Origin of the sequence: Sphaerochaeta sp., assembly GCF_050256055.1 — a bacterium.
Classification (GTDB): Bacteria; Spirochaetota; Spirochaetia; order Sphaerochaetales; family Sphaerochaetaceae; genus Sphaerochaeta.
In genome coordinates this window covers 1-21,083 of record NZ_JBFWIJ010000023.1, presented here as the reverse complement: position 1 = coordinate 21,083, position 21,083 = coordinate 1, and the positions used below count along the sequence as shown (strand labels likewise).

Sequence of the window (21,083 nt, the reverse complement as noted above, 5' to 3'; positions counted from 1 at the left end):
TTCGAGACGAACCGGACAAGAGTTTTTGGAACAACAAATGCATGACAACCATCAGGACCCTCATCACCAAGCCTGCAAGCAGGGTAATGCCGTAGCAAGCAAAACAGCTAGGAGATGCATCCTTCTCGGTACCAATCATGACACTACACACAGGGTACAAGAAAATCGCATATTGGTTGTTCTTCATCATTATGTACTACTTGTGACATATATATCTATGTTAAAATCATTGATTGATTATATTTTTTACAAATTTCGGGCTCCATCTAGACGATAATCAGATTTTACTCTAGTATCTTTTGACATAAGCTTTCCCTACTGTGGCGCACTGCTGTAAGCTTGGAGTCTTGTGAAACCAACCCCCATCTCTGCCCTTCTGCTCGTACTCTGCAATGCCCTGGTCTTCGGCGGTTCGTTGACGTATGACCGAGCGAGCGGCAATCTGGACGGATTCGCCGTCAATACCTCTGATTACCCCTCCATACCGAGTCAATATGCTGTTTCCCAGGAGTATTGGCAAAATAGCGGATTCATCGGCAGGTTGGTCTATGAAGGCGAGCCGACAAACGTCACCATAAGCAATATAGGCCCGATACCAACCAATGCAAGCAACAACCGTTTCTACTTCACCTTGAACAACACCGGAACTCCCAATGCAGGTTCTTGGAGAGAATTCTTTTTGATAGCCCGCCCGAAAGGACTGACCCATGGGGGCGCATCCATCGCCTACACAGCAGTGAACTCGGTCATCGCCAATAACAACGACACTTTCCTGATTCCCGAAGGTGCTGGAGAAGAAACGGTTGAGCCAGGGGAAATCGGATACGACACGCAAGCCCGCGAAGGAATGTATGACGGCTTGAATGGATACCGATACAAGTACCCGTACCGGTACATCTGGGTCGACCTTACCCTGATACGAACGACAGTCTCAAGAAATATCCAAAAAGGATACTATGAAAGTCACTTCTCCCTGACCACCACGACAGGCATGCAATATATTTTCCACCTCGCTGGAGAAAACAACCCGAGAAACTATCACATAGAACCAGAGGCTTTCTATTTCGGGATTGAGGAAACCTACCAGAAAGCCTTCCCCTACTCGCTGTTACAGGATCGGAACACCATCAATGACGCATTGCAGGTGGCGATCATCAAATACACCTCCCACATAGACCAAGCCCAGATAGCCATTGCAAGTGATGCTGCAGGAATCAATACGAATTTCTCATTCAACTCCCCCCAAGGGCTTTCCTTCCCTTTCAAGGTAGTCTTCGATGCAACGACCCCGAACCTTTCCCCAATGGAGCTGCATGCAGGGAGCAATTCTTTTACCACCTCCAGTACGAGTGAAACTTCTCCGATCGGAGGATCCTACACTGCTTACCGCTTGGAAGGTGCCGTGAAGCTGTTTGTATCGCCGGACACCTATCCGGGAGAGGGAACCTACAGCGCAACCATCTATGTGTTGATCACGCGCATCGATTGAAGCGCAGCAACAATGTGCTGATCACTGGGAGCAAACGGGTAGTCGGAAAGCTCGTCAGGTTCCACCCATCGATATTCGGTATGTACACGATACGGAAGATTTCCAACCGAATCGGCCGACACCCGATAAGCCTTCAGATGATACAACATATCTTTGTTGGTGAAATCATGTTCACACACCAATTCCCCCACCAAAATCGTAAGGCCGAGTTCCTCGGCAAATTCCCGCTTCAAGGTATCCGCTTCGGTTTCCCCGTATCTGTTCTTTCCTCCAGGGAATTCCCAAAGTCCGGCGATTGATCCTTTGTTCTCCCGTTTGGCTATGAAATATTTCCCATCCTGCATCAAGATGCCTGCTGTGGTGATTCGTTCCTGCATACCGCCTCCCCTATACCAATACCAACCAAGGTGCCAAGAAATGGACCACCGCCACGATGATGGTCAAAAACCCTACATTCCGTTTGTTTCGTTCCACGTACAGTGCAGTGGCATCCAGAACGGAAGCTTGTTCCTGAGCCCCTGCTCCCATTCCCTTAATTGCCTGATACAGGTACCAGATGGTCAGGGAACCGATATTGATCATCGGCACCAAATCTCCCAGCAATGCAGGTCCCGGAGCCACCGGCCACAAAGCCAAAGCCAAGGTGAGCACAAGACCAGAGAAGATCAGGATTCTACGAAACAAGGCGGAAGTCCGGAATGCATACCGAAGGGACAAGAGAAGGGCAAACGACAGCCCGTAGGTGTCGGAGAGCAGGAATGCAGCACCCAAGGCCAAGAAGAGGATGCTCAAGAGGTACAGCTGCATCATTGTTCAGCCTCCGCCACCGCCTTGCCGACAAAAGAGAGCAAAGTCTCGCTGTCATAATACCCATATGTTTGGGCAGCAAGTACCCCTGCACGCTGATGAACCAATACCCCTTGGATGCAGGCTTGTTGCAGATCCCCGATCTTTGCAAGCAAGGCGGTGATGATTCCTGCAAGCACATCACCGCTTCCGGCAACTCCCAAGGAGGGGTTGCCTCCATCAATGATGGATGTCGCCCGGCCTTTCTGGACGATGTATACCAAGGAGGACTTCACCACCAACGTCGCATCAAGTTGATCAGCCAATTGTGAAAGGAGTGTGAAAAAGTCATCCGGAGCATCCTGTTTTGCCACGCAAACAGCTTTCTCCGGCCAAAGACCGGCAACCAGGTTCCTCAGTTCCCCAAGATGGGGAGTCAAAACCAAGGGACCGTGCGTCGGTCTCTTTCCTTCTTTGAGCATAGTTGCATAGGCATTGATGCCATCGGCGTCAAGTACCAAGGGAAGAGAGGACGCAAACAGATGTTCCAGCAATGCTTCCCGTCCCGCTCCCCAACCGGGACCTGCCAGCAATACGGTGTATCGGTCGAGCCGGTCATCCTCAAAGATGCGTACCATCACCGACGGGCTTTCCGATGCGGCAATCGGATAGACCTCGGGATCACAGAACAGGGTCACCAAACCGGCACGGGAAACAAAGCAGGCACGGGCGGCCAATCGGGCTGCTCCAGTATACGTGCCGCTTCCTCCAAACAACGCAACATGGCCACGACTGGTTTTATAATCGTCGGATGCAAGTGGATCCAAACGAAGATCATCTGAATCGTACAGATCGGCATCCGCCTCGACGATGTCGAGAAGGAATGGAGGGAAGGAAGGATTTATAACGATGATCCGTCCACAATCCGTTCTGACCGCTGGATGATACAGCACGCGTTTGGAAAAACCCATGGTAATGGTGAGATCGGCAACAATATGCACTTGGTCGACAGGAACTGAATCGCCAAGGCCGGAAGGGATGTCGATGGCAAGTATTTGCGCAGTACTGGCGTTTGCAGCTTCCACCAAGGGACAGAGGTCAGCATGCAGGCTTCCCCGCAATCCGGTACCGAAAAGACCATCGACAATCCAGTCGGCCAAGGCAAGTTCCTGATTTCCCAGTTCGGATACATTACACGTGGATATGCCGTACGCCGCGATGATCGCTTTCTGTACCTCGAAGGAGACAGAGGGCCGGCTGCCGATGAATACCACCAGCTGGTTGGTATACCCTTCATTGTATGCATAGCGGGCGACAGCCAATGCATCGCCTCCGTTGTTGCCGCTGCCACAGAGGAAGATCAGACGGTCATCGAGCTTCAACAGAGGTTTCCAATGCTGGAATATCTGTAGAGCTGCACTTTCCATCAAGCATACCGAGGGAATCGCTGCAAGGCTTTGCGCCTGTGCATCGATGGCTGCAATCACCGACGAACGGACAAGGGTTTTCATATCGATACTGTACATGAGCCCTTGCAGGCGGTCAACACGGACTCGCTTGACAGCATGCGTTGATACCGATAGGCTGTATACGTCCTGGGGTGGCTGAAAGGCCTGAGATTACACCCGTTAACCTGATCTGGATAATACCAGCGGAGGGAGACAGTCACTGATCAAACACACTACATCCCCATGGCAGACTATCATTATATGGAGGTGCTTATGAACAAGCATCGGTTCGTATGTGTCATGGTTGCCATTCTTGCAATCGCCGTTCCCCTTGGAGCACAAGGTACAAAGGAGCAATCGCCGAAGGAACTCGTCGTCTATGCGTACGACGCCTTTTGTGGTGATTGGGGACCGGGGCCTTCAATTGTGGAGAACTTTGAAAAGGAAACCGGGATCAAGGTCAACTTGGTCAGTTCAGGTGATGGCGTGGAAATGATGACCAAGCTCATCAGCGAAAAAAACAATCCTTGGGCTGATGTGGTGATAGGCATCACCGATGATATGGCCCAGAAGATCTATGACGCCAAGCTTCTCCAGCCGTACGAGAGTCCCGTTCTTGCAGATATCCCATCATTTTTGCAGTTTGATGCAGAGCATCGCCTGCTTCCCTTCGACTACGGCAACTTCGCCTTCGTCGTCGATACCCAGGCGATGAAACATGAAGACATCCCCACTTCCCTGGCATCCTTGACGGATCCCAAATACAAAGGCAAAGTCATTCTCATCGATCCGAGGACTTCCTCGGTTGGGCTTGGCCTCTTGGTTTGGACGGTCGAGGTCTTCGGTGAGAATGGATATCTTGACTGGTGGAAAGCCATGAAGGAAAATGCGCTGACTATAACCGAAGGTTGGTCGAGCGCCTATGGGTTGTTCACTGAGGGAGAAGCTCCCTTGGTACTCAGCTATACCACCAGTCCGGTATATCACGTCACCTATGAGCATACCACCCGGTATCAGACCACGTTGTTCTCCGAAGGGCATAGTACGACGATCGAGGGCGTGGGGATGTTGGCTTCCAGCACCCATAAGGATGCCGCGAAGAAATTCATCGATTATCTCCTCTCCCAGGCACAACTCTCGATAGCACTAGCGAACTCGATGTATCCGGTCAACGCGAGGACGGTATTGCCTGAGGCCTTCGATTATGCACCCAAACCGGAAAAGAACCTCTCCATTCCCGCAGAAACCCTTGCAAAAAACCTGGATCGGTGGCTTACTGAATGGACACAGGTAATGAGTAGATGAGAAAGGCCGACGAGCAGCAATACAAGCATTTCTATCGTTTCATGCCACTGCCATCAACGATGGTTATGCTCCTCTTGTTCTTCGTACCACTCTTTTTCACGCTTTCCTCGGCTTTTGTAACCGAGCAAGGATTTTCCCTTTCGCGTATCCTAGGGGTCTTTTTGGACCCCTATACGCAAAGGATCATGCTTTTCACCCTGTACCAGGCATTCCTTTCCACCCTTGCCTCCTTATTGGTTGCACTTCCGGGCGCCTATCTGATCGCAACCTATTCCTTCAGAGGCAAACGTTTCATCCTTGCCCTCAGTGCAATTCCTTTCGTCATTCCCTCCATCCTGGTGGTTCTGGGTTTTGTCATTTTTTTCGGCAACAACGGATTTCTGAACCAATTGCTGATGAGATTGTTCGGCCTTCCCGCTCCGCCGTTGAGCATTCTCTACTCGTTCAAGGCAATCATCCTTGCCCATACATTCTATAATTTTCCCATCATCATGAATTTGGTCTCGTCCTACTGGGAGCACATGGACAGTAATTGCGAAGCCGCCTCGTGGACGCTTGGGGCAACCAAAAGCAGAACGTTTCTCTCGGTGACACTGCCTCGTTTGCTGCCTGCAATCATCAGCGCGGCTTCCTTGGTCTTCTTGTTCTGTTTCAACAGTTTCGCCATCATTATGGTGCTTGGCGGGGGTCCGCAGTTCACCACCATGGAAGTTGAAATCTATCGTCAGGCACGGATGTTGGGAAATCCAGGAAATGCTGCAGCGCTCTCCTTGTTTTCCATCCTGGTTACGGTTTTGCTGCTTGCCTGGTACAACAACAGGGAGCGGCATCTGGCTAGAAGCGAAGCCTATCAAAGCAAAAATCGGTTTGTACAAAAAAAACCTGCCACGTTCTTGGGCAGAATGCTTGCAGTTCTCTATACGCTGGCCTCCATTCTGTTCATTCTCGGTCCAATCCTTTCGGTGGTGGTGCGCTCCTTCATGGCAGCCCCTTCCCGCTCATCCGCCCAGCAGTTCAGTTTGAAATGGTATCGACAGCTTCTTTCGCTCGAGCCGGCTACCGGTCATATGGGCTCGGCGCTCCAAGCCTTGACCAACAGCCTGTTCATCGCATTCCTGGTCGCCTTGTGCACGGTTCCGTTGGCCCTTACCCTTTCGGTCGCCATCCGAAGGAAATCATCACGGAAAAAGGGATTGGAAATGCTCGGGATGCTTCCGATGACCGTAAGTTCTGTGATCATCGGCCTCGGCTATTATTTGATTTCCAGTAGGATTCGAGGGGGAACGGCGCTCAGTTACACGCTGGTTGTGTTGGCGCATATGGTCATCGCCATACCCTTTGTCCTGAGGACCTTGCTTCCTGAATACCGAAAGATTCCTCTTTCGTACATGCACAGCTCGCTTACCTTGGGAGCGGGGCCGTGGCGGACGTTTGTTTCCATCGAGGTTCCTTTGCTCAGGGGTGCGATGTTGACCGGAGCCATTTTTGCGTTTGCCCTGAGCATGGGAGAGTTCAATGCCACGCTTACCTTGGCAAACAGCTCGATCGTAACATTGCCCATCATCATGTACCGCCTCATCGGATCGTATAATTTCCAAGGTGCCTGTGCGCTGGGGACGATCTTGATCGTAGTCTGCGCCATCGTTTTTTCGGTAAGTGAATTGGCAAAGGGAGGAAGAAATGGCCGATAATGGTCTGTCCTGCAATTTGAAAGCTTCCTATCAGGATTTTAATCTGGATGTTTCCTTTTCCGTGCATTCAGGAGAGCTTGCTTGCATCATCGGACCTTCGGGATGTGGAAAAAGCACTACGCTGCAATTGATCGCGGGATTGCTGCCGCTTCGCTCAGGCAGTTTATTCCTAAACGGCAAGGATCTGTCCCAGACAGCCGTACACCAACGCCAGATCGCCATGGTATTCCAGGATTACGCCCTATTTCCCCATCTTTCGGTTGAACAAAACATTGCCTACCCATTGAAAATACGAAAGGTCAAGCGAGCTGAACGCAAACAACGTGTTTCCCGTTTGCTTTCTTTGGTCGCCTTGGATGGTTACCAAACCCGGAAAAGTCAGGAGCTCAGCGGGGGGGAACGCCAGCGCATCGCATTGGCCCGTGCATTGGCCTCCCAACCGCAGTTGCTGTTGTTGGACGAACCGCTTTCTGCATTGGACGCAAAACTGCGCAAGCATCTGCGGGAAGAAATACGCAGGATTCATGATGAGACCGGAATCACGACGCTGTACGTAACCCACGACCAGGAGGAAGCACTTTCCATTGCCGACCGCATCATCGTCATGCATGAAGGGATGGTCATGCAGGAGGGCAAGGGAGAAGACATCTACAACCATCCGACCAGTCTGTTCGTTGCGACTTTCATAGGAGAAGGCACCATACTCCCCTACAGTGTAATCCCCAAGACACTCATCAATCCAGGATCATCCACCCATTTCGTATTCAAGCCGGTGGAAGGTGAACATACTGTGTTCTTCCGTCCCGAGCAGGTGCAACTCCAGGATGATGATACCCTGCCTTTGGCGGAATATCTCCCCCATCTGCAGTTCAAACAAGCGGAAGTGGTCAGTTGCGAGTTCCAAGGGGACCATTACCGCGTGGCATGCAGTTGGGAGGGGCATACCATTCTGTGCCATGCCGACCATCGTCCCAAGGCAACGCTGGTAACACTGGGAGTACGAACGAAATCTCTTTTGGAATACATTAACGGAAAATCCGTCGAAAAAAACTCGCTTACCCCGATAGGGGAATAGCATCAAAGTGAAATTTCAGTATACTACTCCTATGAGAAGACTTCTGGCCATACTCCTATTCAGCTTGTTGCTCCTCCCTTTGCAGGCAACCTTCGAAGGGCAGTACTACTCTGCTGATATAGCTGAAGCCTATTATCTGGGGATTCCCCATTTTGAGGATGAACTTCCGGCCCGCTCCTCCTTGTCGTTCGCAGCTTCCGTAGGCTTGTTTGGATATACTCAGAACAACTGGGATGCCTCGATGGAAGTGCATCTGTTTTCTGTCACAGACTCCCTTCCCTTCGGGTTCTATCAAGCACGAGGGTTCAACTCCATCGGGGCAAACTTTCGGGGAGCCTATGCAGTCAATCCCCGGCTGAGCGTCTTTTCCTCACTGGGAACTGAAGTGAATTTCTATCATGATATTGAGGAAGTGTTCGCCTCTTTCAGTTTCCAAGTAGGACCGCAGCTACTCATCTATGAAAATACCGATTCCCGCATCCTGCTCACGTTTCCCATTTCCTTGCATCTAAGAAAGGAAATAACCGGTGTACAAGCGGGCATCGGCATTCGGTACCAGCTCTATCCGACAAAAACAGGAGGAACGCCATGAAACGATGCATCCTCCTGCTCTTGACCGTATTGATGCTCTTCAGTTCCTGTGAATTATTCATGGAGCAACCGAAGGCAGGGGATGTGTATGTGGTTTCCATCGGACTGGATTACCAGAACAACAACTCAGCTGACGATCTGAGGGGAACGCTGTATGACGCTCGGGAAGTATTCCGGGCTCTTCAATTGGTGACCGAAAAGAACGGGCAAACTTGGCATGGGTATCTGCTTGTCCAGGAAGGGGCATCCTCTACCCAAACAACATTTAACACATATGAAGGCGAAGGGGTCGACAAGGTCAATTATGCCTCCAAAGAGCATGTACTCAAAACACTTCGGACCATCAGGGACCAAGCCGATGCCAACGACCTGACCATCTTCACCTACAGCGGTCATGGTGTTTTGGATACCGGGGAACTGGTACTCGGTTATACAGGTGTCAATGATGATTCATATCTTTTCCATCCCAATGAATTGCTTGATGAACTGGCTGCCATACCGGGTCGAAAACTCTTCATCCTCGACAGTTGTTACAGCGGGATGTTCGTCACCGAAAGTCCCTCAAGCCTCAGTACAGTATATGAGAACAGCCTGAACGACTGGTATGCCAAATATTGGCAGCAGAATCAGTACAAGGTTCCCGATGTCATGGCTCTGACAGCCAGTGCACATACCGACTCCTATGAACAAGTCTTTGCAGCCACGCATATCCATGGGATTTTCACTGCCGCCTTGCTGCAGGCACTCGGATGGGACCCAGCCGTTACCGATCCTTCGTCTGTAACCAACCTGAATCCATTCGTTCCCGCACGAAAGGAGGGACAGCTCACCGTCGACGGTCTGTACACCTACATCAAGGATCATCAGGATGCACCACTCAGATCCTTGTGGTATTGGCCGCAACCAGATGTACAACACCCCATGACCACAGGCGGCGCCTTGGATATGGTATTGTTTCATTTCTGAAGCAAATCCGGCAATTCCCCTACAGTATGTGTATGAAACATCCGTTTCTGCTCTTCATCATTTCCTCTTTCCTCCTATCCGGCTGCGAACTCGCCTTTGCACCTGGACAAAGCGGAAACATCCGACTTATCAGCATCGGATTAAACTACGAACAAACCGACGTCCGTTCCTTAAACGGAACGATCAATGACGCAACGGAGTTGGCCGAGGCTTTGCGGCAACTCTACAAAGATCGAATACAGAGCTCGGTCATGGTGCAGACGGGAAGCAACCTTGACGATCTCAGAGACCCGCTGTTACCTACCAAGGACCATGTACTGGGTACGATCGAGGAGGCGGTGAAAGCCTTGCAACCCGCAGATCTTTTGATCATATCCTACAGCGGACACGGATTGGAAAACGGTTCGTGGGTCCTCGCCCCGGAGAATCCGCACGGCCACATCTATCTGGACGACGAAACCATCGACCCTACGGTGCTGTTATCGGTAGCGGACCTGATGCAGGCCCTCTCCCCATGCAAGGCAACTGTGTTGGTGATAGGAGACAGTTGTTATGCAGGATCCTTCGTCCAGGAAAATCCTGCGTCAGTATCCTTGATTGATCAGGCTCAGATCTTCGACCGAGCCTACTCAGCCTATTGGGATGCATCGCCCTATAAGAAAGGGCTGTTCGTCATTACCGCCACCACCAAGGACAATACAAGCAAGGAACCCATCCAAGGAAATCATATCCATGGGTATTTCACCCAAGCCTTGTTGAGCTACCTCGGATGGAATGACGAGACAGCTGCCTTGGAGAATCCCAGAACGTTCATCACCTTGGATGACATGTACCACGCCATTCATGAGAACCAACACATACCTACCGAAGGAATGTATCCATCCTTGTACCAGCACCCTGCCATCACCGGAGGGGCCATGGACCTGGTGCTCTACGATGGGGAAAGCTGACCGTCGCGTATCCGCTGAATCTCATCCCGGATGAACGCAGCCCGTTCGAATTCAAGATTCTTTGCAGCCTCCAGCATCTCTTTCTCCAGCGCCTTGATGTATTTCTTCCGGTCATTGGCATTGAGAAGATTATACCCACCCTTGAGGATTGCAAGATCCTGCTTCTCAATCTCCTTGGTCTCTTCCTTCTCCCGTTCAATGATATCCTGGACTGCCTTGATGATCGTGGTGGGGGTAATGCCGTGTTCCTCGTTGTAGACCATCTGGATCGCCCGTCTTCGATTGGTCTCGGAAATGGCTTCATCCATGGCTGGACTCATCCTGTCTGCATACATGATAACCCGGCCTTCGGCGTTTCTCGCTGCCCGACCGATGATCTGGATCAAGGAAGTGGTTGAACGCAGGAACCCAATCTTATCCGCATCGAGGATTGCGATCAAAGCTACCTCGGGAAGATCCAACCCTTCCCGCAAGAGGTTGATGCCCACCAGGACATCAAACACACCGAGACGGAGATCACGAAGCAACTCCACCCGTTCGATCGTCTCGATCTCCGAGTGGAGATAGCGAACCTTCAGGCCGAGCGAAGCGAAGTAGTCGGTAAGGTCCTCACTCATTTTTTTGGTCAAGGTCGTCACCAAGACCCTGCTTTTCTTTGCAACAGTCCTGCGGATCTCTCCGTACAGATTCTCCATCTGACCTTCCGTGGGACGGACCTCAATCTCTGGATCCAGCAAACCGGTCGGACGGATGACCTGCTCCACGACCTTTGCGCTTTGCCCCAACTCCGTTTTCCCCGGGGTTGCCGAAACATAAATGCGTTGTTTGACCACCTCCTCAAATTCAGAAGCCTTCAAAGGTCGGTTGTCCAATGCGGAAGGCAGTCGGAATCCATAGTTGACCAAATTGAGCTTACGCGATCGGTCTCCTTCATACATGGCTCCGACCTGAGGAAGCGTCACATGCGATTCATCAATGAAGGTAACAAAATCAGGAGGGAAATAATCCAGCAACACGGCAGGCCGTTCACCTGCCTTCCGATCTGAGAGCGGTCGGGAGTAATTCTCGATTCCTGAACAATAGCCGATCTCCTCAAGCATCTCCAAATCGTACTCCACTCGCGTCTTGATGCGTTCAGCCTCAAGGGGACGACCCAAACTGTTGAAATACTCCACTTGGTCTTCCATCTCACTGCGGATCCTTGAAATGGCGGCCTTGACCTGCTCCTGCGGCATGACGAACTGCTTGGCCGGGTAGAGCGTATAGCTGTCCACCGATTCCTGTTTCTCCCCGGACACCGGATCAAACCACTGGATGGACGCAATCTCCTCCCAATCAAGGGAGATGCGTACCGCATTTTCCAAATAGGAAGGACAAATTTCGATTACATCGCCTTTGACCCGAAAAGCACCGCGTTTGAGGATGGCGTCATTCCGTTCATATTGCATCCGGACCAGTTGATCGAGCACCTCATGATGGTCAAATATTTGGCCGGTATGGAAGGTATAGACCATATCGCGGATGGAAACAGGGTTAGCCAAACCGAAGATGCAGGAAACGGTGGCCACCACGATGACATCCCGTCGTTCCATCAAGGAGAAGGAGGCGGAAAGCCTGAGTCTATCGATTTCCTGATTGATATCGGCATCCTTCTCGATATACAGATCCTTACCAGGGACATACGCTTCCGGTTGATAATAATCGTATGTTGAGACGAAATACTCAACTGCATTTTCCGGAAAGAATGACTTGAATTCACGGTAGAGCTGCGCCGCCAAGGTCTTGTTGTGGGAGAGGACCAAGGTGGGACGCTGTACCTGTTCAATGATCTTGGCCATCGTATAGGTCTTTCCGCTGCCGGTCACTCCCTTAAGCGTCTGATATATATCCCCGTTGACCAATCCTTCACTGAGTTGATCGATCGCCTGGGCTTGGTCACCTGAAGGATCGTATGCCGAAACCACCTTGAAGGGTTTGCTGGCGAAGGAGACATCCCCATGGATATTGGTTACCGCTTCTCCACCCCACCGTCCGTCGACCTGTATTTCTTCCATATTCATCGTACCAATGCACGCACCTGTTGTGCGGTCCGTTCAATCAATTGTACTTCCATCGTCTTACGCTCCCCTTTCCGGTTGACCGTCACCGAAACCTTCTGTCCACTCCGATAGGGCAGCAATGCCATGTACAAATCATTCAAATCCTCGATGGGGACATCTCCGATTGCAGTGATCACATCACCACCAAGATAGACGATACTCGAGCCATACTGAACCATCTGAGTCCCACCCTTGATCCCCGATTTCTCCGCAAAGCCACCGGTTGCCACCTGATTGACCAATACACCCTTGTCCACCGACAGTTTTGCATACGCAACCAACTGGGGAGTCAGCTGTACGACCGTAAGGTCGAGCCATCCTCGACTGACCTTGCCGAGCTTAATCAAGTCGGGGATCACCGTGATGGCGGTATCAATGGGAATGGCAAAATTGAGTCCCTGCGAAGTCCCTGAAACGGAATAGATCGAACTGTTGATCCCGATGACTTCTCCGTGTGCGTTGAGCAAAGGTCCACCACTGTTCCCAGGATTAATCGAAGCATCGGTCTGAATGGCATTCATGACAATACTCCCCTCACTGGTTCTGACCGGTCGGTTCAAACCGCTGACCACCCCGACGGTCATTGTACGGTCATACCCGAAGGGATTGCCGATGGCGATCGCTTTCTGTCCAATCCGAAGATCCTCACTGGTACCCAATGTTGCGGGAGTGAGCACGACATCCTTTTCCACCGCTATCTTGATTACGGCAAGATCATCCTCGTTGTCCAAGCCCACTAGTTGGGCCGGGTAGGTTCTGTTGTTGTAAAGCCCGACTGACAAACTGGTTGCTTTTTCCACTACGTGCGCATTGGTCAGGATATACCCGTCGGCGGAAAGGATGATGCCACTGCCGGTTCCCTGCGCAGGAAGTACATCCATGAACGCATTGACTTGGGTTTCCACTGTGGTGGTTATATGCACCACACTCTTGTTCACCGTATCATAGACCTGCATGTTCTGCTTCTCATCCGCACTGTACAGCCACTGATCCTGATTACCCTCGAACAGGATCAATCCATTCTCGCCTTCAAAGATATTTGCCACCGGGACCCCGCTGAGATCAAGCACCTTCTCAACCCCTTGTTCCTTCACCATGGTTTTGAGAACCTGCGATAGTTCCTTCTGACGCTTGTCTTCGGAAATATATGCGGTCCAATGATACAGCACCAATGCAAAGAAGACGCAAAGCGTTCCAATGAGCACTACAAGCAGGAGTTTGGCTAAGCGGCTACGAGTATTCTTCAGCATAGCTGTACTGTACTTCCAACGCAGGCATCAAGGCAACACTACAGACGGGAGAGGAGCAGTTCCACCTCATCCTTTGTCGGAGGGTCGCATCCTTTCCTGCTGCAATTGATCGCACTTGCTGCAGTAGCGAACCGCAGTGCATCCTTGATCAAATCTTCCCCGAGCCCTGACAAACTCGGTTTCTGTCCATCCACACCGAAACAGTTGCGTTCGTGCAGGTAGGAAAGCAAAGCGCCGCTGAAAGTATCGCCGGCACCGACCGTGTCGATGACGGGCAGATCGATGATCGGCAGGGAAAATGATTGGCCGTCTGGCTTAAACCAAATGCTTCCCTGTTTGCCCAAGGTAAGGATAAGGTGGACATGGTAGTCTCGGGCCACCTCGGCGGCTTTTGCATGGGCATCACATTGCGGGAAAAGCAGCAACAGGTCCTCGTCGCTGAGCTTGACCAAGGAGGAAAGAGTGAATGCACGATTCATCCGCTTTCGATACTGCACCATATCCTTGATCACGGCAGGACGCACATTCGGATCAAGAAAGATGATCGGCTTGGGTTCAAATGCTTCCAAGGCGGCAAGGATGGCATCACAGCCGGGCTGCACTGCCAAGGCTACCGAACCGACATGCACCACCCGCAGGTCGGTATGCTCACCCATGGTGGCAAGCAGCTCCTCTTTGGTAAACGAAACTGGTGCCGTCCCATCGCAGAAAAATGCATAACTTGCCTTTCCTTCTGCATCGAGAGAGGCGAAAGCCAACAGCGAGTATTCCTTGGCAGAGCACAGATCAGGATCGAACATCACCTGGTTATCCACCAAATGTTCGATGATCCGCCTTCCGAACATATCAAAGGAAATCTTCCCAATGAACCCCACCGGCGACTGCAAGCGAGCAGCAGCTGTTGCAGCATTGAGGCCACACCCTCCGATATGGGAATCAAAAGGAACTGAAGAGCCATCCGCTTTCTTGGCGATGAAATCGATCAAAGCCTCACCAATCACACCAATCATCATGAATCTCCTATAAATAACGCTTTCGTTCTTGTCCGATCACTCCTGCATGGACCTGTACATACTGCTTGGCTGCACTCATGGAAATCTTGGGAAGCAGGACTTCCTCAATTTGAAAGAACCCTACATCACTGGACATTTCCACATCCACCAAGATGGGCTCTCCTTCCCCTTTGGACAAGGTGACTTTCTCGATGGAATTGGCCGAATACTTATGGATATCACCGGTCTTGGGAGTTGAATTGATGCTCATCGGAATCCTCGCCCGCCCTTTTTCCATATCGCATCCGTCGGCGACCAACAACAATCCAGCCTCCAAGGAGTGAACCTTGCGATTGGCCATATGGCCGAGCACCCCTTCGGTGGCAATCGAAAGGATGGCGATCTTCCTTCCCAATTGACCGGGAAGCAAAACCGAGAGGATCCGGTCCATAATGGGTCGTGCAATGACCAATCCGGTCAATTCATGGTCGGTACGCCCGATGCTCATACCCAGATCGTGCAGAAATGCTCCAAGCAGGATCCCGCACAGGCTGTCTTCGGCACTCCCGGTCTCCTCCCGTTCCAAGCTGCATTGAATCCCTGCATCCTTCAGCAGGAAGAACATCTTCACGGCATTGACGGCAACCTGACGCATATGCACCGGTCCATGGTCGTTATAATTCAAGCGCTTGATGGAAACGCTGTTGGCATACTCCTGGATCGCCTCAATCTCCGGATCGCCGATCAAAAGGGCAGCCAATCGTTTGCTGTCCGAACCTTCCTGCAATAATGCGAGCAACTGACGCTCCAAATGATATTCTTTGGGTGATTTCATACGATAAGACTACAACAACTTGGGTTCAACATAAAGAGGCTGTGGATAAAATACCGCAACTCGCCTATACTAGGGCCATGAAGCGAATTACCATGCGTGATTTCAATTGGATGGGCAAGCCATCGGTTTGGCATAAGGATTACAGGCAGCTCTCCCTAACCGTCGACGGCCACATGAGCCTGCCCCACGGGCCCTTGCTGCTGGCCGTCAGCGATGAGCAGTTCCTCTTCGAGGCTACGATCAGCGTACCCTCCCCCGGGTGCTTTTCCGGTTTGTGCATCTATCACCTTGACTCCACCTATGCTGCACTCGGCCGCTCCCGTTCCCAGTTGGAAACACACACCTGCATTGCCTCGCATACTTCCCATACGGTGGTCGACCTTCCCACGGAAGCAGAAGAGCTCATCTACAGTCTGAAACGTACAGGAAACAGGCTATACATCGGATGTCGACAGACCAAAGAGGAGCACACTACCTGGACAGCGGAGGTTTCGCTCCCGGGAATCGAACTTTCCGTCAGTTTCGGTCCATACTTCACCAACAGCGGGGACCAACCATATGAGGGCTGGATGCATACCGTGCGGTATGCAAAACAAGGGTGAAGAGACTCTCGAACAAAGAAAGTGCTTGTGCTACTATGAACCATCTCCACATGAGCCCCTTTGAAAGGGCATAAGGAAGGATAGAGCATGGATGAGCGTATTGAGGGAGAGGTGAAGGAAAAGACCCCTCTCAATTTTCTGGAACGAATCATTGAGGATGACCTGGCAAACAACAGGGTCCCGGGCAACACCATCGTCACTAGGTTTCCTCCGGAACCCAACGGGTATCTGCATATCGGACACATCAAATCGATCTGTCTCAATTTCGGGTTGGCCCAAGCCTATCAAGGGCGTTGCCATCTGCGTCTGGACGATACGAACCCTGAGAAGGAAGATGTCGAATACATCGAGTCGATCAAGCGCGATATCCGTTGGCTTGGCTTCGATTGGGGACCGTATGAATATCATGCTTCCGATTACTACCAACAGCTTTATGAAATCGCCGTTCGGCTCATTAAGGAAGGAAAAGCTTTCGTTGACAGCCTCAGCGCCGAGGAGATGAAGGAATACCGCGGCACTTTGACAGAAGTAGGAAAGAACAGCCCGTATCGAGACCGAAGCATTGAGGAGAATCTGGCCTTGTTCGAGGAGATGCGGCAAGGCAGACATCCGGAAGGCTCATTGGTCCTGCGGGCGAAAATCGACATGTCCAGCCCCAACATCAATCTGCGCGATCCTGTGCTCTACCGCATCAAGTTTGCTTCGCATCCCAGAACTGGTGATACCTGGTGCATCTATCCGATGTATGACTTCACCCACCCCATCAGTGATGCCATCGAAGGGATCACCCATTCAATCTGCACCCTCGAGTTCGAGGATCATCGTCCGGCATACGATTGGGCCACCAGTATTGATGGAATCGAGCATGCCCCGCACCAATATGAGTTCGCCCGACTGAACATCAATTATTTGGTGATGAGCAAGCGAAGATTGCTGAATCTAGTCAAACTGGGAATCGTCGACGGTTGGGATGACCCGAGAATGCCCACCATCAGCGGCATCCGCAGACGCGGTTATTCTCCTGAATCGATGAAGGACTTCGTCAGCCGCATCGGGGTTGCAAAGGTGGAAAGCGTAGTCGATTATTCGTTGCTTGAGTTCTGTGTCAGGGAAGACCTGAATAAACGTGCAGAACGTTTGATGGTCGTTCTCGACCCCATCAAGTTGGTCATCGACAACTATCCTGAGGATACGGTTGAATACTTCGAGGCGGTAAACAATCCAGAGGATCCGCAAAGCGCTGTGCATCAGATTCCTTTCACCAGGGAGTTGTACATAGAACGCGAGGATTTCATGGAAATCCCCCCGAAAGGATACCACCGTTTGTATCCGGGCAATGAAATCAGGCTCAAGTATGCGTATTACGTCACTGCAACCTCACTGGTCAAGGATGATGCTGGTAATGTGGTGGAAGTACATTGTACCTACGACCCCTTGTCCCGGGGTGGCAGTACACCGGACAACCGCAAGGTGAAGGGAACCAGTCACTGGGTCAGTGCAACACAAGGGGTGAATATCGAGGCGAGGCTCTATGACAAGCTTTTCGCCACCGAGTACCCCGGGGAAAGCACCGGCAATTACCTGGACGATTTGAATCCCGAATCGCTGCAGGTCATAAAGGATGCCAAGGCTGAACCGGAAATCCTGAGGGCCAAAGTAGGAGACTACCTGCAGTTCATCCGCAATGGATATTTCTGTGTGGATTGTAAGGATAGTACGACGGACCATCCGGTATTCAACCGGACGGTCACCCTAAAGGACTCTTGGGCGAAACTGAAACAGAAAATGGGAATCTAAGAACGATCATGCAGGGGACGAACACTTTCGTTCCCTGCTGTTTTCCGGAGGGTTGCATGCAATATTTCTTCGATCAACATTTTCATGTCATGAATATCGCTCACCCGAATCTGTTGTCTTTCTTTTCCTCGCTTGAATCAGGGATCCCTGATTTGATAACCAGCGGGGCTCTATCACCCAGTTACATCCTTACCAATAAGAATCGAAAAGGCTCGACGTTGCTCAACCGTGTCACCAACACGCTTACCACCTTCGAGCAATCCATCGGCAAAACATTTGTGTTGATGGAAGATGATCTGTCAGGTTTCTTTCCCTCCCATGAGGATGGAGCTGCTCGACCGTTGCTGCCGTATATTCGAAACGGGAAGATGCATATGCGCAGCAGGACCTATGATAGACTGGCGATGTGTCCGTTGTTGATGGATTTCTCCAGCAATGAACAGAGAAATGAAACGTTGTACTATCCAACACCGAAAGAACAGAAAATCCTTGCCTATGTACAAGACACTTTGGAAGGGTTTGCCTATTACGAAACGCAACATCCACAAGGACTGTTCTCCTTCTACCCGTTTCTCGGCATCAATCCACCGGTTCATTCGAAGGCGTTCATTACACAACTTTTGGAAACATATGTTGTAAAGAATCGGACGAATCCGAAGGGAAAACGCTTCTACGGGATCAAGTTTTATCCACCTTTGGGGTATGAACCATGGCCAACTGATGAACGGGAGCGGGAGAAAGTCCTACTCATCTATGCATTCTGCAACGCCTATGATATTCCCATCATGACCCATTGTGACGACCAAGGATTCCGTGGCATTCCTGCCAAGGAGGCTTGGAAATACACGGCTCCTGCATCATACAAACCGGTGTTGGAGCGGTTTCCGAATCTGAGGATCGACTTCGCTCATTATGGATGGCAGTACAACCAGTTGCAGAAGAATCCCCTGACCATGATCAGTAGTCTGACCAGCAAACTCCCCGATTCCCCCTGGTTTTATGAGTTGACTGAATTGATGACTGCGTATCCGAATGTCTATGCAGATGTTTCCTTCAGTGGGACCAATCCGGATTTCTATATGCTACTTCAGAATTACCTGCATACACTTGAAGCAGATACGCGCAGAACAATCCTTTCGAAAACATTATTCGGCACCGATTTTTCTGTGAACCTGATGAAAGTGGAATCCTATACAAGCTATTATCGGATATTTGAAGAGAGTGCATTCAGCGATGATGAGGTCCACGCCATTGTAAGTACGAATCCGATGCGGTACATGCGGCTTGAGACATAAAAAAGGCAGACATTTTCAGCCTGCCCTTGTTTTGTTCCGAATCAGATGCTTAGTAGTTTTTCGCCACCAACTCGAAATATGCCTGCGGGTGATTACATACTGCACAAATGCCGGGAGCCTTCTTCCCGATCACGATGTGACCGCAATTGGAGCACTTCCAGATCTGCTCGCCGTCGCGGCTGAATACCAGACCATCCTCGACGTTCTTGAGCAGGTCGAGATAGCGCTGCTCGTGGGTCTTCTCAATGGCAGCGACCATTTCAAAGAGCGTAGCAATCTTGTTGAACCCTTCCGCACGGGCTTCTTTGGCGAAATTGGCGTACATGTCGGTCCATTCATAATGTTCACCGGCTGCAGCATCTTTCAGATTGGTTGCCGTATCATGTACATCGCCTCCATCCTGCAGAAGCTTGTACCACAGCTTGGCATGTTCCTTCTCGTTGCCTGCAGTTTCCTCAAACAGATTGGCAATCTGGACATAGCCTTCCTTGCGTGCCTTGGATGCATAATAGGTGTACTTATTCCGAGCCATAGACTCGCCGGCGAATGCGGTTTGCAAATTTGCTTCCGTCTTTGAACCTTTCAATTCCATACGTTCACTCCTTCACTGCGCTAGGGCAGTATGCTTTTTTTGACAATCGGGACAAATCCCGTTGAACACAACTTCATATGATTCAATGATATACCCGTACGTCTCCATGAGCTCCACCCCGATGTCAATACCATTGGGAACATCGATATCACTGACTTTCTTGCAGGATGTGCACTGGATATGGTAATGCTGAACAAGCGTATGATCAAAATGATCAGGGCCTCCAAGAACTCGGACACGTCTCACTTTCCCTTCATCAACAAGCATGTTGAGGTTGCGATATACGGTAGCCCGACTGATGGAGGGATGCTTTAAGACAATGGTTTCGTAGATTTCCTCAGCACTGGGATGGTCTGTAGCTGTGGATACAGCTTCCCACACCAGCCCCTTTTGAATTGTCTGTCGCTTTTCTTTCATGGGTTTTCCTAAATGATATAAAATCTCAATAGCTATCATAACCCATGTGTATCAGTGTGTCAATCAAATAGTAGAAAGATATTGAAAAGTACCAGTAATAGAAAACAAACCCCAGGAAACCTGGGGTTTGTTGCAATAGCGTTTGCAGCTTAATCGGAATCCTTGTGCTCATCATCGAGCCAGAAGAAGGAATCCTGCTCATGCTCGCCACGTGTTCTGGTCTCTCTGAATTTGTCGAAACCATACGGCTTGGGAGCGGACTTCCGTTCTCGTTTCGGACCTCGTTCAGAAGAACGATCATCTTGGAAGCGCGGGCGGTCCTCATGACTCCGGAAGGAAGGCCGATGACCATCGCTGAACCGGGGTTTCTCATCACGGTCGCGGAACGAAGGACGACGGTCATCATTGAACCGGGGTTTCTCATCGCGGTCGCGGAACGAAGGACGACGGTCATCGTTGAACCGGGGTCGCTCATCGCGGTCGCGGAACGAAGGACGACGGTCATCGTTGAACCGGGGTCGCTCATCACGGTCGCGGAACGAAGGACGACGGTCATCGTTGGACCGGGGCATCTCATCACGGTCGCGGAACGAAGGACGACGGTCATCATTGAACCGGGGTGTCTCATCACGGTCGCGGAACGAAGGACGGCGATCATCATTGTAGCGGGGCCGCTCATCGCGGTCGCGGAACGAAGGACGGCGATCGTCATTGTACCGGGGTCGCTCATCGCGGTCGCGGAACGAAGGACGGCGATCGTCATTGTACCGGGGTCGCTCATCACGATCGCGGAACGAAGGTCGGCGGTCATCGTTGTACCGGGGCCGCTCATCACGGTCGCGGAACGAAGGACGGCGATCGTCATTGTACCGGGGCCGCTCGTCGCGGTCGCGGAATGAAGGA

20 protein-coding genes and 1 riboswitch are annotated in these 21,083 nt (G+C 51.1%); of the genes, 10 read left to right on the top strand and 10 right to left on the bottom strand.

The window, feature by feature from the left end; translation table 11 throughout:
- Window positions 1-349: 349 nt before the first annotated feature.
- Entirely contained in the window at window positions 350-1,489 is a 1,140-nt protein-coding gene (locus tag AB7C91_RS09850; RefSeq protein WP_428591061.1) for a hypothetical protein, read from the top strand.
- Here AB7C91_RS09850 and AB7C91_RS09845 read toward each other — a convergent pair.
- The 3 genes from AB7C91_RS09845 to AB7C91_RS09835 are packed head-to-tail and all read right to left on the bottom strand — an operon-like array spanning window position 1,462 to window position 3,786.
- A complete protein-coding gene (locus tag AB7C91_RS09845) occupies window positions 1,462-1,866 on the bottom strand; it encodes a (deoxy)nucleoside triphosphate pyrophosphohydrolase (RefSeq protein WP_428591058.1) in 405 nt (134 codons plus the stop codon). The two genes, AB7C91_RS09850 and AB7C91_RS09845, sit on opposite strands and share 28 nt — an antisense overlap.
- Window positions 1,867-1,876: 10 nt before the next feature.
- Window positions 1,877-2,299 (bottom strand): hypothetical protein, encoded by a 423-nt coding sequence (locus tag AB7C91_RS09840; RefSeq protein ID WP_332447964.1) that lies wholly within the window; start codon window positions 2,297-2,299, stop codon window positions 1,877-1,879.
- Entirely contained in the window at window positions 2,296-3,786 is a 1,491-nt protein-coding gene (locus AB7C91_RS09835) for an NAD(P)H-hydrate dehydratase (RefSeq protein ID WP_428591055.1), read from the bottom strand. The genes AB7C91_RS09840 and AB7C91_RS09835 overlap by 4 nt, the downstream gene beginning before the upstream one ends.
- Before the next feature lie 75 nt (window positions 3,787-3,861).
- Window positions 3,862-3,952: riboswitch (TPP riboswitch) on the top strand.
- Window positions 3,953-3,966: 14 nt separating this feature from the next.
- Here AB7C91_RS09835 and AB7C91_RS09830 point away from each other — a divergent pair.
- The 6 genes from AB7C91_RS09830 to AB7C91_RS09805 are packed head-to-tail and all read left to right on the top strand — an operon-like array spanning window position 3,967 to window position 10,301.
- Entirely contained in the window at window positions 3,967-5,028 is a 1,062-nt protein-coding gene (locus AB7C91_RS09830) for a thiamine ABC transporter substrate binding subunit (protein ID WP_332447966.1), read from the top strand.
- Window positions 5,025-6,719 carry an ABC transporter permease gene (locus AB7C91_RS09825; protein ID WP_428591050.1) on the top strand — a complete coding sequence of 565 codons (1,695 nt, stop codon included), beginning with the start codon at window positions 5,025-5,027 and terminating at the stop codon, window positions 6,717-6,719. The genes AB7C91_RS09830 and AB7C91_RS09825 overlap by 4 nt, the downstream gene beginning before the upstream one ends.
- Window positions 6,709-7,794 (top strand): ABC transporter ATP-binding protein, encoded by a 1,086-nt coding sequence (locus tag AB7C91_RS09820; protein ID WP_332447968.1) that lies wholly within the window; start codon window positions 6,709-6,711, stop codon window positions 7,792-7,794. The genes AB7C91_RS09825 and AB7C91_RS09820 overlap by 11 nt, the downstream gene beginning before the upstream one ends.
- 31 nt (window positions 7,795-7,825) lie before the next feature.
- Window positions 7,826-8,386 (top strand): hypothetical protein, encoded by a 561-nt coding sequence (locus AB7C91_RS09815; protein WP_428591047.1) that lies wholly within the window; start codon window positions 7,826-7,828, stop codon window positions 8,384-8,386.
- Window positions 8,383-9,351 carry a caspase family protein gene (locus tag AB7C91_RS09810; protein WP_332447970.1) on the top strand — a complete coding sequence of 323 codons (969 nt, stop codon included), beginning with the start codon at window positions 8,383-8,385 and terminating at the stop codon, window positions 9,349-9,351. The genes AB7C91_RS09815 and AB7C91_RS09810 overlap by 4 nt, the downstream gene beginning before the upstream one ends.
- 32 nt (window positions 9,352-9,383) lie before the next feature.
- On the top strand, window positions 9,384-10,301 hold the full coding sequence (locus AB7C91_RS09805) for a caspase family protein (RefSeq protein ID WP_332447971.1): 918 nt from the start codon (window positions 9,384-9,386) through the stop codon (window positions 10,299-10,301).
- Here AB7C91_RS09805 and uvrB read toward each other — a convergent pair.
- From uvrB to AB7C91_RS09785, 4 genes are read right to left on the bottom strand one after another with little or no spacing between them, the layout of a single operon-like run.
- Window positions 10,283-12,355, bottom strand: a complete 2,073-nt coding sequence (gene uvrB / locus AB7C91_RS09800) for an excinuclease ABC subunit UvrB (RefSeq protein ID WP_332447972.1) — start codon at window positions 12,353-12,355, stop codon at window positions 10,283-10,285. The genes AB7C91_RS09805 and uvrB overlap by 19 nt on opposite strands.
- 2 nt (window positions 12,356-12,357) lie before the next feature.
- Window positions 12,358-13,650, bottom strand: coding sequence for a S1C family serine protease (locus AB7C91_RS09795; RefSeq protein ID WP_332447973.1), 1,293 nt, complete (start codon window positions 13,648-13,650; stop codon window positions 12,358-12,360).
- A gap of 38 nt (window positions 13,651-13,688) precedes the next feature.
- Window positions 13,689-14,660, bottom strand: a complete 972-nt coding sequence (locus AB7C91_RS09790) for a carbohydrate kinase (RefSeq protein ID WP_332447974.1) — start codon at window positions 14,658-14,660, stop codon at window positions 13,689-13,691.
- A 10-nt stretch (window positions 14,661-14,670) separates the two neighbouring features.
- A complete protein-coding gene (locus tag AB7C91_RS09785; RefSeq protein ID WP_332447975.1) occupies window positions 14,671-15,477 on the bottom strand; it encodes a phosphohydrolase in 807 nt (268 codons plus the stop codon).
- A gap of 77 nt (window positions 15,478-15,554) precedes the next feature.
- On the opposite strand from AB7C91_RS09785, the gene AB7C91_RS09780 reads away from it, so the two are divergent.
- The 3 genes from AB7C91_RS09780 to AB7C91_RS09770 all read left to right on the top strand — a co-directional run bounded on the left by AB7C91_RS09780 (window position 15,555) and on the right by AB7C91_RS09770 (window position 19,171).
- Window positions 15,555-16,079, top strand: coding sequence for a hypothetical protein (locus AB7C91_RS09780; protein ID WP_428591041.1), 525 nt, complete (start codon window positions 15,555-15,557; stop codon window positions 16,077-16,079).
- Between the two features lie 87 nt (window positions 16,080-16,166).
- On the top strand, window positions 16,167-17,876 hold the full coding sequence (locus AB7C91_RS09775; protein WP_332447977.1) for a glutamine--tRNA ligase/YqeY domain fusion protein: 1,710 nt from the start codon (window positions 16,167-16,169) through the stop codon (window positions 17,874-17,876).
- A 56-nt stretch (window positions 17,877-17,932) separates the two neighbouring features.
- The gene (locus AB7C91_RS09770; RefSeq protein ID WP_332447978.1) at window positions 17,933-19,171 is read left to right on the top strand and encodes an amidohydrolase family protein; all 1,239 of its coding nucleotides are present in this window, start codon (window positions 17,933-17,935) and stop codon (window positions 19,169-19,171) included.
- 49 nt (window positions 19,172-19,220) lie between these two features.
- On the opposite strand, the gene rbr is transcribed toward AB7C91_RS09770, so the two are convergent.
- The 3 genes from rbr to AB7C91_RS09755 form a co-directional block, all read right to left on the bottom strand.
- Window positions 19,221-19,763: a rubrerythrin gene (gene rbr / locus AB7C91_RS09765; RefSeq protein ID WP_332447979.1), complete on the bottom strand. Its 543-nt coding sequence runs from the start codon at window positions 19,761-19,763 to the stop codon at window positions 19,221-19,223.
- Window positions 19,764-19,775: 12 nt separating this feature from the next.
- Window positions 19,776-20,180: a Fur family transcriptional regulator gene (locus AB7C91_RS09760; protein ID WP_428591036.1), complete on the bottom strand. Its 405-nt coding sequence runs from the start codon at window positions 20,178-20,180 to the stop codon at window positions 19,776-19,778.
- Window positions 20,181-20,329: 149 nt separating this feature from the next.
- A partial coding sequence (locus AB7C91_RS09755) for a hypothetical protein (RefSeq protein WP_428591033.1) occupies window positions 20,330-21,083 on the bottom strand: 754 nt, incomplete at its 5' end.

Coding starts and splice junctions, on each gene's coding strand:
- AB7C91_RS09845 (WP_428591058.1), bottom strand. CDS start 1,866: ATGCAGGAACGAATCACCACAGCAGGCATCTTGATGCAGGATGGGAAA.
- AB7C91_RS09840 (WP_332447964.1), bottom strand. CDS start 2,299: ATGATGCAGCTGTACCTCTTGAGCATCCTCTTCTTGGCCTTGGGTGCT.
- AB7C91_RS09835 (WP_428591055.1), bottom strand. CDS start 3,786: ATGAAAACCCTTGTCCGTTCGTCGGTGATTGCAGCCATCGATGCACAG.
- AB7C91_RS09830 (WP_332447966.1), top strand. CDS start 3,967: ATGGCAGACTATCATTATATGGAGGTGCTTATGAACAAGCATCGGTTC.
- AB7C91_RS09825 (WP_428591050.1), top strand. CDS start 5,025: ATGAGAAAGGCCGACGAGCAGCAATACAAGCATTTCTATCGTTTCATG.
- AB7C91_RS09820 (WP_332447968.1), top strand. CDS start 6,709: ATGGCCGATAATGGTCTGTCCTGCAATTTGAAAGCTTCCTATCAGGAT.
- AB7C91_RS09815 (WP_428591047.1), top strand. CDS start 7,826: ATGAGAAGACTTCTGGCCATACTCCTATTCAGCTTGTTGCTCCTCCCT.
- AB7C91_RS09810 (WP_332447970.1), top strand. CDS start 8,383: ATGAAACGATGCATCCTCCTGCTCTTGACCGTATTGATGCTCTTCAGT.
- AB7C91_RS09805 (WP_332447971.1), top strand. CDS start 9,384: ATGAAACATCCGTTTCTGCTCTTCATCATTTCCTCTTTCCTCCTATCC.
- uvrB (WP_332447972.1), bottom strand. CDS start 12,355: ATGGAAGAAATACAGGTCGACGGACGGTGGGGTGGAGAAGCGGTAACC.
- AB7C91_RS09795 (WP_332447973.1), bottom strand. CDS start 13,650: ATGCTGAAGAATACTCGTAGCCGCTTAGCCAAACTCCTGCTTGTAGTG.
- AB7C91_RS09790 (WP_332447974.1), bottom strand. CDS start 14,660: ATGATTGGTGTGATTGGTGAGGCTTTGATCGATTTCATCGCCAAGAAA.
- AB7C91_RS09785 (WP_332447975.1), bottom strand. CDS start 15,477: ATGAAATCACCCAAAGAATATCATTTGGAGCGTCAGTTGCTCGCATTA.
- AB7C91_RS09780 (WP_428591041.1), top strand. CDS start 15,555: ATGAAGCGAATTACCATGCGTGATTTCAATTGGATGGGCAAGCCATCG.
- AB7C91_RS09775 (WP_332447977.1), top strand. CDS start 16,167: ATGGATGAGCGTATTGAGGGAGAGGTGAAGGAAAAGACCCCTCTCAAT.
- AB7C91_RS09770 (WP_332447978.1), top strand. CDS start 17,933: ATGCAATATTTCTTCGATCAACATTTTCATGTCATGAATATCGCTCAC.
- rbr (WP_332447979.1), bottom strand. CDS start 19,763: ATGGAATTGAAAGGTTCAAAGACGGAAGCAAATTTGCAAACCGCATTC.
- AB7C91_RS09760 (WP_428591036.1), bottom strand. CDS start 20,180: ATGAAAGAAAAGCGACAGACAATTCAAAAGGGGCTGGTGTGGGAAGCT.